Here is a 13,967-nt window from a genome sequence, read left to right as displayed (position 1 = left end):
AGAAGTAGAAGTAGAAGTAGAAGTAGAAGTAGAAGTAGAAGTAGAAGTAGAAGTATGTTGCGTCTAACTCAGACAGTCAGCAACTAATCCATACCAGCCCAGAGAACGACATCCCACCTACCATTGAGTAGCCACTTGCCTCTCTCTTCTCACCTCACTACAATGTATACAAAACACACAATGTAGTGAGGTGGCAGCATGGGTGTCATGTCCGTTCGATTGAATGATGAAACAACCGCGCAGCTTGATGCGTTGGCTAAAGCTACGGGACGTACCCGCTCTTTTCTGGCTGGACAAGCTATTGAAGACTATCTTGCGCGGGAAGCCTGGCAGATAGCAGAGATTGAACAAGCCATTAAAGAAGCCGATGCGGGCGATTTTGTCTCATCGGATGAGATGAACAATCTCTTTAAAAAATTAGGTACGGCAAAACATGAAAATTAAATGGCTGCGTAAAGCCGCAGCCAATTTGGAAGCCGAGTACCTCTACATCGCGCAGGACGATCCACAAGCTGCCAGCCAGTTCGTAGATGAAGTCCAAAGGTTAACGGAATTACTACCGCAGCAGCCAGCAATGGGAAGGCCTGGCCGTGTGCCAGGAACGCGTGAGCTGGTGTTAACACACTATCCCTACATCATCCCCTACCGCGTGAAAGATAATATGATCCAGATTCTGCGCGTCTTTCATACGCACAGGCGTTTACCCGCGAAATGGTAAACAACTGCCTTTCTGAATTTTGACGAACATATATCCACTAACTAATCGCCACGCAGCCATGAAAGACAACAAAAAACACAACCAACAATCAAGATCGTCCGGTTGGGGAGGAAAACGTACCGGTGCAGGCGCTCCCATTGGTAACACCAATGCAGTAAAACATAGAGAGCGCAGACGTCAGGCACTCTTTCCTTTGGCGGGTGTAATGGGCGATTCACGCGGTTGCAATTGCTACGAGTAAGAAACCTGCTACTTGCCGAACGTGTGAGCGAGTTGATGCACAGATCTCTTTCTTTGGGTACAGCAGAATGGCGTGAGTTTATGTTGCTCGATGGGATTCTGCGGCAACATACTAAAAAAATGATGGTGTTGGAGCGTCGTAAAGCAAAATGAAATGTACAGCGCACCCAGCGCTAAAAAATCGGCGTATCAAAAAAACCTTACTGTCATGCGCAGGCTATTTCTCATGATGACCTTTCGTTTTAGTTATATGAATAAAAATTCAATCACAACATAATCAATAAAAACAAATTTTTATAACATAAATTCAATTTCTCTCGTGACACAGCCGACTGTGCCAACAAGCCAGCCTTCTTTTCCGTGCGCATGCCGGATAAACAGTGGAAAATCACCGTCTTTCCTTCCCTGTCATCACAAGGAAGGACATAGCCAACAGAAGAATTTAGCGGATGCAACCTTGCCTATGCAATGTGCTCACGGGCGTACTCTTCTGGTTGACGGATATCAATGAGTATCGCACCGTCATCTACAATGTGCGGGCCTGAACGGGTGAGATAGCAAGTGACATTGGCATGATCGTGATCCTCTTTTAAGCCGCTGAAACTCGCCATAATGCAGCCGTATTTAGTCAGCAAGGAAGGTGATACCGCTGGGTGTATGCGTCTCACCATTAATTTAGAAATAAATGGGAACATGCAACAACTTTCCATGCAGGGACAGCAATCCAGACTGGACATCGATCTGGCGGCTGATACTCTGTAAATAGGAACGCTATTTTAAAAAACAGCCATGCTGTCGCGATAGCACAAAATGGATATCACGATACTGTGCAAAAATAATGCTATTTATGAGTCACCTTGTGGCGCTGTTTACCGTACCGACAGGGAAACTTGAGATACCTCCAAGACCGTTTCATGAAAAAATTAAAAGATACTGACTGGTATAAAAAGCGTTACTCCAACCGCGTTCTCTTCTGGAGAGAAATCTCACCGCTCGCCTTCCCTATCTTTATAGAAGGCCTCTGCGTCGTGCTGATGGGGGTTTTCAGCACCTTCCTGGTCAGTTGGCTGGGGAAAGAAGCCATGGCGGCTGTCGGTCTGGCGGACAGTTTCAACATGGTTATCATCGCATTTTTTACTGCCGTCGCCTTGGGGACTGCCGTGGTTGTCGCGTTCAGCCTGGGTCAGCGCAATAGAAAGCAGGCGCGATCTGCCGCCCGCCAGTCGATGTCATTACTGGTTTTATCATCGTTTCTGTTAGTCGCGCTGGTTGAATTTTACGGTTCCGCGATTATCGATCTGCTCGCAGGACAGGCCGACGAACAGGTTAAAGCACTGGCTCTGACATTCCTTCAATGGACGGTGTGGGGATATCCGGCTGTCGCCATCGCGCTGGTCGGTTGCGGGGTGTTGCGGGGTGCGGGCAATACAAAATTACCCATGGTCATCAACATTGGGATGAATATCCTCAACATTGCCATCAGTAGCCTGCTGATTTACGGCGTCTTCTCCTGGAATGGCCTCGGCTTTATTGGTGCCGGCATCGGGATCACTATTTCACGCTATATTGGTGCGGTATTCGTGATTGTGACGCTGATGCACGGTTTTAACGGCGCGTTGCGTATTCCTTTTAAGTCTTACTTTGCACCTTTTACCTTGTCGACCCTCTATGAAGTACTCAGTATCGGTATTCCCGCCAGCATAGAATCCGTGATGTTTAACATCGGTAAACTGATCACCCAGCGTTTTGTCGCAGATATGGGAACCGAGGTCATTGCCGGAAATTTTATCGCTTTCTCCATCTCAACGCTGATCAATCTTCCTGGCAATTCACTCGGCGCAGCGGCTACGATCATCGTTGGCACACGGCTGGGGAAAGGTCAGATAATGCAATCTACCCGCCAGCTAAAATACATCTTCTGGCTGTCCAATATTGGGCTGTGCGTACTTGCCGTGCTATCAGTTCCCAGCGCCAGCTTTTTGGCATCGTTTTATACCAATGAGCCGGAAGTGATCGAAGTGGCAAAACATCTCCTGTGGCTCAACGCACTATTCATGCCAATCTGGGCGGCGTCCTGGGTACTCCCCGCCGGTCTGAAAGGTGCGAAAGACGCCAGCTACACCATGTGGGTAGCAATGGCAGGCATGTGGGGATGTCGCGTGATCGCGGGATATATCCTCGGCGTGATGCTCGGGTTTGGCGTGATAGGCGTGTGGATGGGGATGTTCTTTGACTGGATTGTACGCGGCTTCTTCTATTACCGCCGCCTGATGAGCGGGCGCTGGCTATGGCGCTATCGTCCACCCACAGACCAAAAAATCCGCTCTGAAAAGAGCGGATTTTTTCGACACATCTAACAACCAACGCTGAGGGTAATACACCCTACAGGGTTAGATTAGAAACGGTAACCTACACCAACAGCCCAGGAACCTACGTCAACACTGCGGATACGGCTTTGTTCGTAACCGACATCCAGAGCAACGTCCTGGATTGGATTGAACTGAAGACCAGCACCGTAGGTGAAGCCGTAGTCATCGTTGCTGCTATTGTTCAGGCCGTTGGTCGCGTTGTTTGTGACCTTACCGTGGCTGAAACCAACAACACCATACACGCTTGCCCAGTCATTCAAACGGTAAGCTGGACCAGCAGTGAAGCCCATGTACTGGCCTTTGCTATAAGTACCAGTATCGCTACCATTTTTTTCAAGGTAGGTGAAAGAGCTAATAACGCCCAGTGGGTTATTATCTTGCTCATAACGATATTTCAGGTTAAAGCCTTTAACTTTATTTTGTACGCCCTGAGCATCACCTTGAGCATAACCTGCACTTACAGTACTTTGACCTGCAAATGCAGAACCTGCGCCAACGGCTAATACACAAGCCAGAGCGGAAAGACACGCGATTTTTTTCATAATTTACAGCCTCAAATTCATGTTATGAAATGACTAACTAACGCTGTAAATATAACAAAGAAGTTCGAAACTTGCCGCCCTATAAATATTTATCAATTAGCCTTTAGATGTAACAGAAATTGTCAAAAACAACCTATCACATTAATTTAATTGTATTTTTTATTGTGACAATTAGATTAAAAATAAATTCACCACAACTCAGCAAAACAGATAATTCTTAATTTTCCGCTCAGTTTGTATGCTAACTGAATTGAGCGAAAATCAATCAATCAAATAATGCGTAAATAAAGGTCAATAAAAGTCAATTCATACCAGACAAATTGTTTACAATTGGATATAGTAGCGGCGGAATGTTATACCTGCTTTAAGGCCAAAAGAATGACCTTATTTTCCCCCCGCTCATCATTCATACCGGTATTGCTCATCATCATCTCCATGCTTTCTATCCAGAGCGGCGCGGCTTTAGCCAAGAGCCTGTTTCCACTCATAGGAGCGACCGGAGTAACCGCATTGCGCCTGGGAATTGGTACGATCATTCTGTGCATCATCTTCAAGCCGTGGCGTATGCGCTTTAGCAGTAACCGCCTGCCGCTGCTGGTTTATGGCATTACGCTGGGCGGGATGAACTGTCTATTCTATCTCTCATTGCAGACGGTGCCGCTCGGTATTGCTGTCGCACTAGAATTCACTGGCCCACTTGCCGTTGCGATGCTAGCCTCACGCAGACCTATTGATTTTCTATGGATTTTTCTTGCTGTTGCCGGACTGTGGTTCTTATTACCGCTGGGCCACAATATCGGCAATATTGATTTAACGGGGGCGGCTTGCGCCGTGGGTGCAGGTGCCTGCTGGGCGCTCTATATTCTGTTTGGGCAAAAAGCGGGGGCGAATCATGGACCGGGAACCGTCGCCATCGGCTCCTTCATTGCCGCGCTGATTTTCTGCCCTATCGGTGCGTATTACGCGGAGAGCACGCTATTTTCGTTATCAATTCTCCCGCTCGGTATTGCCGTCGCGATTCTGTCCACCGCGCTCCCCTATTCTCTGGAAATGGTGGCATTAACTCGCCTGCCTGCCAGAACGTTCAGCACGCTGATGAGTATGGAACCCGCTATTGCCGCCCTCTCCGGGATCCTTTTTCTCGGCGAACATCTCTCGTTCATACAGTGGATGGCACTTATCTTTATTATCATCGCATCAATAGGTGCAACATTGACAATAAAACCCGCGAGTGTGGCAAAAGTGACGACTCAAACAGAATGAATGCGTATTTCCGCGGGAAAGTGTTGCAGAAAAGTGTCACATTCCCGAGGAGACCGCAAAGTCATAAAACGGATATGGTGATAGCGAGGATCGGCTAAATCCGCTAAATACCGTTTCCGGTTTTTTTGAATAGGTTTTATTGTCCAGTGGATAATTGAGTCTCTACTAAAGAAACTGAGGAGAAAAGATTCTTTATTTCCCGTGCCGCTCCAGAGCTCCTATTTGCTCCATGCCCGAACGCAGGAACGCCGTATCGCCTGAAAAAGCGTGCGGATAAAACAGTAATCGTCCCAAATCACAACATCAACATTGCGCCATTTGATCTCACGAGTTCGATTATAGTTACCATCCAATACCCAGCTTTCAGGCTCCAGCACACTTTCAAGCCGTTGAAAAAAATCGGTATCCGCCCGCCCCTGCCAGTCCTTTAGCCAAAGCTATACATTCATTTAAAAACAATGCATCCATTTCAATATACGGAGAAGCCAGCTTTCCAGACAAGCGGCGAGCGAGTGTAGATTTACCACTTCCACTGGTGCCAATAATATTCACTCTCATTCTGCACGACTCCTATTATCGCACACACTATGCTTTAACAGGGAAAAATAGCGCGACAACCCTATTTCAATGCGGGTAGCGGGCGAATAATAACTACTTTCATCTAAGCCATGATGATATTTATCAACATATAAAATTATATTTCATATGTAATGAAGTATTGCACTTACATGACGGCTTACCACATGATTGATATCAGATAAATCCTGACTACATATACCCACAATATCGTTATGCTAAAACTATTCATTTAATAGGTAATTCTTTTCAATATTAATTTTTATCACTGCTATAATTAATCACGTTAAACAGTAAGACTATGAATAATTAAAGAGAGGATAACTATTATGTCTACCGCCAAACTCGTGAAACCAGCACCGTCCGCACTGCTTTACACTCGCAATGATTTGGATGATAGCGTTAAGACCTCGACGATCGCGCTGTTAAACCAACTGGTTGTTGATTTCATCGACCTATCGTTAATTACCAAACAGGCGCACTGGAACATGCGCGGTGCAAACTTTATCGCCGTTCATGAAATGCTGGATGGCTTCCGCACTTCGATTATTGACCATCAGGACACCATCGCCGAGCGCGTGGTGCAGATAGGTGGTATAGCGCTGGGTACCGTGCAAATAGTGGGCAAACAGACCTCGCTGAAAAGCTATCCAACCAACATCCATAGCGTTCAGGATCATCTGAAAGCGCTGGCAGAACGTTATGCGATTGTCGCCAACAACGTACGCCAGGCCATTGGTAAAACAGAAGATGAGGCTTCTGCGGACATCCTGACCGCCGCATCACGCGATCTGGATCAGTTCCTGTGGTTTATTGAATCAAACATCGAATAATTGGCGCTATCGTCCCGCGAACGCTTCCAAGGCTGCTTAGGCAGCCTTTTTGCTGCCCGCCTTCCGACTCAAACCACCCGCTTTCCTGACTTAATCCGCACAAACTACGCATTTTATCCATTAAGACGCTCAAAAAATTAGCTTTTTTCCGTATTAATTGACCATAACGCGAATCAACGGTTGTTTCCCTCGTGTAAATCAGTTAATCATAGCAGCGCCTTGCCAGAGCGAATCGTAGGTGAAAATTTCACCGCGGGCAGGGCAATAAAAGCAACAGGTTAAGCACAACGCAGGATAACTGGCTCAGGCTTCGCTTTAATACGATGTACTATGCTTAAAACGCCTGTAAAACAAAAAGCTCCCACAATTGCTAATAGGAAGGATTTAATGAAATCACTACTTAAGGCCTCTTTGGCTGCACTGACGCTGATGATAAGCGTATCTAGCTATGCCGCAGAGAAAGAACTCATTGTCGCCACAGACACCGCTTTCGTCCCTTTTGAGTTCAAACAAGGCGACAAATATGTCGGTTTTGACATCGACCTCTGGGATGCTATCGCTAAACAACTCAACCTGAAGTACACCCTGAAACCAATGGACTTCGGCGGCATTATTCCTGCGCTGCAAACGCGTAATATCGATCTGGCGCTTGCAGGTATTACCATTACCGAAGAGCGCCAAAAAGCAATCGATTTCTCTGACGGCTATTACAACAGCGGCCTGCTGGTTATGGTCAAAGCGGACAACAATGATATTAAAGGCGAGCAGGATTTAGCGGGTAAAGTGCTTGCTGTGAAGAGCGGCACCGGTTCCGTTGATTACGCGAAAGCCAATATCAAAACCAAAGATCTACGCCAGTTCCCTAACATCGACAACGCCTATATGGAACTGGGCACCAACCGTGCTGACGCCGTGCTACACGACACGCCAAATATTCTCTACTTCATCAAAACCGCAGGCAACGGCCAATTTAAAGCAGTAGGTGATTCCATCAAAGCCCAGCAATATGGCATCGCATTCCCGAAAGGCAGCAACGAACTGCGTGAAAAAGTGAATGGCGCCCTGAAAACACTGCGTGAAAACGGCACTTATGCTGAGATCTACAAGAAGTGGTTTGGCGTAGAACCTAAGTAATTGCCGATTTAATCTGGAGATATTCCATGCAGTTTGACTGGAATGCCATTTGGCCTTCTCTGCCCCTCCTGATGGAAGGGGCAAAAATGACGTTGTTGATTTCTGTTCTGGGCCTGCTTGGTGGCCTGGTGATTGGCGTGGTCGCGGGTTTTGCCCGCGCCTACGGCGGCTGGTTTTCCAGCCGCATCTCGCTCGTTTTTATTGAAATTATTCGCGGTACCCCGATTGTTGTGCAGGTCATGTTTATTTACTTCGCCCTGCCGATGATTTTCACGTCCGTACGAATTGACCCTTTTGCCGCCGCCGTGGTGACCATCATGATTAACTCCGGTGCTTACATCGCGGAAATTACGCGTGGTTCGGTATTGTCAATTCACAACGGCTTCCGCGAAGCGGGTCTGGCGCTTGGACTGTCTCGTCGTGCGACGCTACGCCATGTGATTGCCCCGCTTGCCCTACGCCGCATGCTGCCGCCGCTGGGTAACCAGTGGATTATCAGCATCAAAGATACATCACTATTTATTGTTATCGGCGTGGCTGAGCTGACACGCTCCGGGCAAGAAATCATCGCAGGTAACTTCCGTGCGCTGGAAATCTGGACTGCGGTTGCCGTTATTTACCTGTGCATCACACTGATCCTCAGCTTTATTCTTCGTCGTCTGGAAAGAAGACTTAAGATTATATGATTGAATTTAAAAACGTATCCAAACACTTTGGCAAGACACAGGTCTTACACAATATCGATCTCACCATCGGCCAGGGTGAAGTGGTGGTCATTATCGGGCCTTCCGGCTCGGGGAAATCCACGCTGCTGCGCTGCATCAATAAGCTGGAAGAAATTACCAGCGGCGAATTGATTGTTGACGGTCTTAAAGTGAACGATCCTCGCGTTGACGAGCGTTTGATCCGTCAGGAAGCCGGGATGGTATTCCAACAGTTCTACCTGTTCCCGCACCTCACCGCGCTGGAAAACGTTGCCTTCGGTCCCATTCGGGTACGCGGCGCGAACAAAGCCGATGCCGAGAAACTGGCGCTGGAATTGCTGGCGAAAGTGGGTCTGTCAGAACGGGCGCATCACTACCCTTCCGAACTTTCCGGTGGCCAGCAGCAGCGCGTCGCGATCGCCCGCGCCCTTGCGGTTAAACCCAAACTGATGCTGTTTGATGAGCCGACATCGGCACTTGATCCAGAACTGCGTCACGAAGTGCTGACCGTAATGAAAGATCTGGCCGAGGAAGGCATGACAATGGTTATCGTTACCCACGAAGTGGGCTTTGCCCATAAAGTGGCTTCACGTCTGATCTTTATTGATAAAGGTCGCATCGCAGAAGATGGCGATCCGGAAACGCTGATTACGAATCCGCCCAGCGACCGCCTGCGCGAATTCCTGCAACACGTCTCCTGATCAACAAGGGGGCTTTCGCCCCCTTTTTCTTACTCGCTATGTTAGCGGACATCATGCCTGCGGGCGTGGATACTCTCGCTCAATAAACGCCGCAAAATCCTGGCACATCTTCTCATCCCCTTGCGCATTATCCGCCAGCACGCGGCTGCCGTCGACCACGCGAATGTGAGCACCCAAATCGAAATCTGCGGCAGGCTGAGGCCGCGTAGCGGACTGCGCCATCATGTCCTGCGCCCGTTGCCAGGCTTCATCAACCGTCAGATTGCAGGCCTGGGCCAGATAAGCCGGGTTGAAACCCTCACCGGTCAGGCTACGCAGCGTATCATCATGGCTAACGCTATTACCCGGTTGCCAATAGTGCAGCGCCAAATCGGGGCCAATAGCCAGGTTATCCGTCAGATAGCCGTCGCGTTGCAGGAAGTAGCTTCGCGTCTGTTCCACCGCCATCAGCGCCAGCAGATAGCCCTGATAAGAACACGCCGACTCCATAGACAGCAAATGGGGGATTGCCAACGTCGGGCGGGGGCTACCGCTGATGCCCAAAATACGCTGTTCAGTATCGCGTGCCAGTTTTGTCATTGCTTCTGGCGTACGTGCTTCGTCATCCCACGAATAGAGTTGCCATTCGAAGTAAGGCACCAAAAGGATGTGTCGCTCATTAAAAGCGCGCATCGGCTGCTGCGTGCTGATATCCGCACGGATCAACTCATCAGGAATCGTTTCTCCCTGCGTATTTTTTGCATAGCGCTTTAACCAATCGGCGTCGCCTAACAGGCTATCGCAGAACATGGACTGCGTTTCCGCATACGCCATTGAAGTTGGCGGGAATTCCTGTGAAAAACAGGGCGCGTTCTGCCTGATATTGGCGAAATGGGCCGCGTGTCCGCCTTCATGAAACAGCGTATTAATGCCGCTGGAACCGCTGCCAATTTGATCTGGCTTTGCCAGACTGGTGAAATTAATCCGTGCTGGCACCCATTTTCCTTCCTGAACAAATGGCGGCACTGGGCCGTGCATAAAGCCATTCTCGTATTTACCTTTGCGCACCAGCAAATCGAGCTGCATTTCTGCACCGTTAAACCCGATACGTAAACGTTTGAAGCTGTTGACCCAACGTTCCAACGACGCCGAGAAAGGAAAATAAGGATCGAGCTGGCGCGTCACATCCCCCGCGCTGGCATAACGAATATTCCACGGCTGCAAAGCCCCTTCGCCCTTTTCATTCACCAGATTTTTCAGACTTCTGGCATTCGCCTCACGGGTCTGTTCTTCGAAAGGATCGAGGATGGCAAAAAGCTGCTCCGGTGTCATCCGCTCCGTTTTATTAACCTTATAGTCAAAATAGTTCCGGTAACCCATCTGACGAGCAAAGCGGTTACGCAGTGAAATCAGCTCGGGGAAGCCGTTCTGCAACAACCACTGCTCCAGATCGCGCAACGCCTGCTGAGAACTCTGACGATAGGCTTCCGTATCATTGGTCGCCTGATTGGTCAGCAGCTCTCCGAGCGAAGCGGAAACACGTTCCCCCTTAGCATCCAGATGCGTCATTTCATACGCTTTACGCTTGGCGTATAGCGCACTTTCAGCGGCAATAATCTCATCCATCAACGCCTGAGCCTGCGGATCTTCAATCACATTGCAGTCGAAAAACCGATACCAGCCTTGCAAACCGTGTAACAGCGCCTGCTGTTGTTCATCACGCGGACTGTTTTCCAGTGTTGCAAGATAGGTTCTCAGCTCAGCTAAACGCTGCGGTTGAGAAATAAAGCGCTTATACGCACTCTCTGCGGCGGAGAAACGCTCGGACACGTCATCATTTCCCGTGCCCATATACAGTTGCCAAAACAGCTCTTCTTTCGCCTGATGAACCGCAAGATAGTCGCGATTCAAGGCATTAAAATAGTCCGCTACCTGTTGCATGCTCTTCCTTCTCTCTTCCAATGACAGCCATCTGGCTGTGTGAAGTGGCGCGATAAAGCGCGCCCAAATCCGCTCCGGCTAATCAGCCAAGACGTTTCTTAATCGTTGCGACAGCCTGTTCCATTGTCATTGCTTCGCCAGCAGCCACCAGACAGCACGCCAGTTGCAGACGAATCGCCTGCGGTATGGCAATTTCCCCCGTCAGACACTGTACCGTCCAGCGCGCGGTGGTGGTAGCATCCTTTGCAATAGGCAGGGCAGCAGGTGCAACGCTGATCTCCTGCCGCAATTGCAGCACGTTGGTATTTTGCTGATGAATAAAATGAATCTCTGGGCAGCGCTGCGGGTTGGCATAAACCTCCCCCTCCGTACCGTGCATGAGAAGCGCACGTCCGCTGATATCGTTAAAAAATGTTCCTACACGGGAAACATATTCAGGGTGGGAAACGCTAGCGATACGTAGCGCTTCGCTTTCACCAAACGGCGTCGCCACTTTGGCAAGCGTATGGCTGCTGTTACGCACGCCCATACGCCAACGTAACTGTAGCTGGCGATCGATGGCCGGGCATAACGTCGAGACAGGGATAAATACTGGACTACCGTTATCAAGCTCCTGCTGAGCCTGTTCGGCATTCTCTGCAATCGTCACACCGAGGTTGCGCAAAATTTCCGCGCTGGTGACACGAGTTGGATCCTCGCTCACGCCATGCACCACGACCGGAAAACCCAGTTTTGACAGCAGCAGCGCTAAGAGAGGGGTCAGGTTCGCCTGCTTGCGAGCCCCATTATAGCTTGGAAGCACAATTGGCATGGGAAAGCCCGAGGGAGGAATCAGGCGCAATACATGCTCGTCCATCGCCTGATAAAAACCCAACATCTCAGATTCGGATTCGCCTTTAATACGGAACGCAATCAGCAGCCCACCGAGCTCCAGATCCGGCACATCACCGCGCAGCATCGCACTATACAGTTCATAAGCCGTGGCCTGATCGATATCACGCGCATGATTCTTCCCGCGCCCCACTTCTTTGATAATTTTTGTGTAATCCATGTTGGCCTCTTATTTGCGGCGACACAGTAAAGAACTTATCAATGAAAATAACATGTTTGACGGGGTTCTGGTCACTCTGGCGCAGAGGAAATTGCTATCGCGCCGCTTTAGCCAGAGACAGGAACGCTATCCTTACTCTGTACTGTAGGGAAAGTATTTATAGATGGTTTTTTCTAATACACCGATCACATTCGCTATCTGAAGACACGTAGCCCCTGTCGCCAATATCGCCTCAGCCTGGCAGATCATATCGGGCGTCATGAGCCGCTTGCGCACACCGATGCGTCCTTGCAACCGTTCAGCATCAAGGCCAGCCCGCGTGCGTTCAACGATCAGCTCACGCTCCATCTCAGCCAACGCACTCATCACATGAAAGAAAAATCGGCCTGCTGGCGTGGAAGTATCAATACTGTCCGTCAGCCGATGAAAGTGAATACTCTTTGCTTGTAATGTGGATACCAGCCAAACCGCGCACGTTGCACAGGCGTAGACATCGCTGCTGACAAAAACCATATCCGATTATCCACAGATGATTTTTGCCATCTGTTTTAGTTTTTGATGGTCTTGCTGTTGCCCAATGGATTCGTTGCTGGCTGAAACCAAGCCGCCAGTTCCAGAATATCTTTTTCGTTCAGCGTCCCTGCGGTATAGCGCAGTAAGAGCCACGCCTGGAGCCAGCTGTATTTCGCTTCCGCCAGTTCTCGCCGGGCGTTATACCAGTCCTGTTCGGCCAGCAGAATATCCAGATTGATACGTTCGCCGCCCGCCACGCTTAATCGCGTGGCATTGACCGCTTCTTGCGCCGACACAGCGGTCATTTGCCACGCCTTAATTTTCGCCGCCCCGTTGTTGTATAAGTTGTAGTACTTTTTCAATTCCGCCAGCGTTTGCTTGGTTTGGTCGTCCAGCTCCGCCTGACTCTGCTGATACTCCGCTGCGGCTTGCCGCATCGATGCCGAGACGGAGCCGCCAGAATAAAGCGGTACGTTCAGTTGTAAACCGATGCTCTGCGTGTCGTATTTCTGGTTGTAGTTGTATTCACTTTCCGAACGGCTATTGCGCGACGATGCCACCAGCGACAGCGTGGGTAAATGCCCGGCCCGGCTGCGTTCAATTTCATAACGACTGACTGCCAGCCCCTCGCGCTGCGTCGCCAGTTTGGCATTATGCTGCACAGCCAGATCGCGCCACTGCGCCAGCGTCTGCTTGCCTGACTCCGCAGACGGTAGTTGAGTCAGCGTCAGAGGATACAGCGCGGTAATATCCAGCGCGGTACCCGTCATATTTTCCAGATCGGTAATCGCGGCATCCAGATTGTCCTGCTGCTCAATCCGCTGTGCTTCCACTAGCGTAAAGCGCGCTTCCGTTTCTCGCACATCCGTTAGCGTCCCTTCGCCCGCCAGCAAGAGACGTTTATTCAGCGCCAACTGCTCCTGATACGCACGCTGTTGCGCATCCAGCAATTGCAGCTTTTCCTGCGCCAGCAGCGCACTACTCCACGCTTGATATAATCGCACCATCAGATCCTGACTGCGATCGCGAAAACGCTGATTGGCCATCAACGTGCGAGCAACGCCCTGCTGATAACGCGCCCAGGCCGCATAGTCCAGCAGCGGTTGGCGCAGTGATAACGTGGATGTGTAGCTGTTGTAATCACGTTTTAGCGTGTTATCGGTGAAGCTATCCGTTTGGGTGACTTTGGAATGACTGCGATTAGTGCTATAGCCATACTGGAGATTGGGAAGCAAATTGGCGCGCCCAATGTTTTCTTCTTCCTGACCCGCTACCCGCTCAAATCCCGCCGCACGAAACTGAGCATCGTTACGCAGCGCCAACTCCCAGGCATCAAGCAGTCCTAATGCGTTGGCGCCCGAAGAAATCAGCCCAAACAGCACGATTATCGCGATCCTTTGCAT

At 49.7% G+C, this 13,967-nt stretch carries 13 protein-coding genes and 2 pseudogenes; 8 read left to right on the top strand and 7 right to left on the bottom strand.

Annotation, left to right across the window (positions count from 1 at the left end; all coding sequences use genetic code 11):
- Positions 1 to 198 precede the first annotated feature (198 nt).
- Positions 199 to 444, top strand: a complete 246-nt coding sequence (gene relB, locus ACKQAD_RS06860; protein WP_409159458.1) for a type II toxin-antitoxin system RelB family antitoxin — start codon at positions 199 to 201, stop codon at positions 442 to 444.
- A complete protein-coding gene (locus ACKQAD_RS06855) occupies positions 434 to 718 on the top strand; it encodes a type II toxin-antitoxin system RelE/ParE family toxin (RefSeq protein WP_409159457.1) in 285 nt (94 codons plus the stop codon). Before relB ends, ACKQAD_RS06855 begins: the two co-directional genes overlap by 11 nt.
- A gap of 701 nt (positions 719 to 1,419) precedes the next feature.
- Here ACKQAD_RS06855 and ACKQAD_RS06850 read toward each other — a convergent pair.
- The gene (locus ACKQAD_RS06850; RefSeq protein WP_409159456.1) at positions 1,420 to 1,653 is read right to left on the bottom strand and encodes a rhodanese-like domain-containing protein; all 234 of its coding nucleotides are present in this window, start codon (positions 1,651 to 1,653) and stop codon (positions 1,420 to 1,422) included.
- Between the two features lie 219 nt (positions 1,654 to 1,872).
- Between ACKQAD_RS06850 and ACKQAD_RS06845 the strand changes: the two genes are divergently transcribed.
- Positions 1,873 to 3,315, top strand: a complete 1,443-nt coding sequence (locus ACKQAD_RS06845; protein WP_409159455.1) for an EmmdR/YeeO family multidrug/toxin efflux MATE transporter — start codon at positions 1,873 to 1,875, stop codon at positions 3,313 to 3,315.
- Between the two features lie 38 nt (positions 3,316 to 3,353).
- Here ACKQAD_RS06845 and ompX read toward each other — a convergent pair whose 3' ends face one another.
- Entirely contained in the window at positions 3,354 to 3,869 is a 516-nt protein-coding gene (gene ompX / locus ACKQAD_RS06840; protein WP_409159454.1) for an outer membrane protein OmpX, read from the bottom strand.
- A gap of 378 nt (positions 3,870 to 4,247) precedes the next feature.
- On the opposite strand from ompX, the gene rhtA reads away from it, so the two are divergent.
- On the top strand, positions 4,248 to 5,132 hold the full coding sequence (gene rhtA / locus ACKQAD_RS06835; RefSeq protein WP_409159453.1) for a threonine/homoserine exporter RhtA: 885 nt from the start codon (positions 4,248 to 4,250) through the stop codon (positions 5,130 to 5,132).
- Here the strand turns inward: rhtA and ACKQAD_RS06830 are convergent.
- Positions 5,120 to 5,690 (bottom strand): annotated as a pseudogene (locus tag ACKQAD_RS06830) (P-loop NTPase family protein). The gene rhtA and the pseudogene ACKQAD_RS06830 sit on opposite strands and share 13 nt — an antisense overlap.
- A 347-nt stretch (positions 5,691 to 6,037) precedes the next feature.
- Between ACKQAD_RS06830 and dps the strand changes: the two are divergent.
- The 4 genes from dps (at position 6,038) to glnQ (ending at position 9,080) form a co-directional block, all read left to right on the top strand.
- Positions 6,038 to 6,541 carry a DNA starvation/stationary phase protection protein Dps gene (gene dps / locus ACKQAD_RS06825; RefSeq protein WP_409159452.1) on the top strand — a complete coding sequence of 168 codons (504 nt, stop codon included), beginning with the start codon at positions 6,038 to 6,040 and terminating at the stop codon, positions 6,539 to 6,541.
- 387 nt (positions 6,542 to 6,928) lie between these two features.
- Positions 6,929 to 7,675 (top strand): glutamine ABC transporter substrate-binding protein GlnH, encoded by a 747-nt coding sequence (gene glnH / locus ACKQAD_RS06820; protein ID WP_409159451.1) that lies wholly within the window; start codon positions 6,929 to 6,931, stop codon positions 7,673 to 7,675.
- A gap of 26 nt (positions 7,676 to 7,701) precedes the next feature.
- A complete protein-coding gene (glnP, locus tag ACKQAD_RS06815) occupies positions 7,702 to 8,361 on the top strand; it encodes a glutamine ABC transporter permease GlnP (RefSeq protein WP_409159450.1) in 660 nt (219 codons plus the stop codon).
- Entirely contained in the window at positions 8,358 to 9,080 is a 723-nt protein-coding gene (gene glnQ, locus ACKQAD_RS06810) for a glutamine ABC transporter ATP-binding protein GlnQ (RefSeq protein ID WP_039351001.1), read from the top strand. Before glnP ends, glnQ begins: the two co-directional genes overlap by 4 nt.
- Before the next feature lie 51 nt (positions 9,081 to 9,131).
- Here the strand turns inward: glnQ and ACKQAD_RS06805 are convergent, their stop codons facing one another.
- The 4 genes and pseudogenes from ACKQAD_RS06805 to ACKQAD_RS06790 all read right to left on the bottom strand — a co-directional run bounded on the left by ACKQAD_RS06805 (position 9,132) and on the right by ACKQAD_RS06790 (position 13,967).
- On the bottom strand, positions 9,132 to 11,000 hold the full coding sequence (locus tag ACKQAD_RS06805) for a M3 family metallopeptidase (protein ID WP_409159449.1): 1,869 nt from the start codon (positions 10,998 to 11,000) through the stop codon (positions 9,132 to 9,134).
- 82 nt (positions 11,001 to 11,082) lie between these two features.
- Positions 11,083 to 12,051 (bottom strand): DNA-binding protein YbiB, encoded by a 969-nt coding sequence (gene ybiB / locus ACKQAD_RS06800; protein WP_409159448.1) that lies wholly within the window; start codon positions 12,049 to 12,051, stop codon positions 11,083 to 11,085.
- Positions 12,052 to 12,183: 132 nt separating this feature from the next.
- Positions 12,184 to 12,519: pseudogene (locus ACKQAD_RS06795) on the bottom strand (recombinase family protein); the annotation flags it as partial.
- A gap of 80 nt (positions 12,520 to 12,599) precedes the next feature.
- Positions 12,600 to 13,967, bottom strand: coding sequence for a TolC family outer membrane protein (locus ACKQAD_RS06790; RefSeq protein ID WP_409159447.1), 1,368 nt, complete (start codon positions 13,965 to 13,967; stop codon positions 12,600 to 12,602).

This window comes from Pectobacterium artocarpous, from assembly GCF_046159765.1.
Taxonomy (GTDB): Bacteria; Pseudomonadota; Gammaproteobacteria; order Enterobacterales; family Enterobacteriaceae; genus Pectobacterium.
Note: the sequence above shows the minus strand (reverse complement) of the source record. Positions and strands in the feature narration are given on the sequence as shown.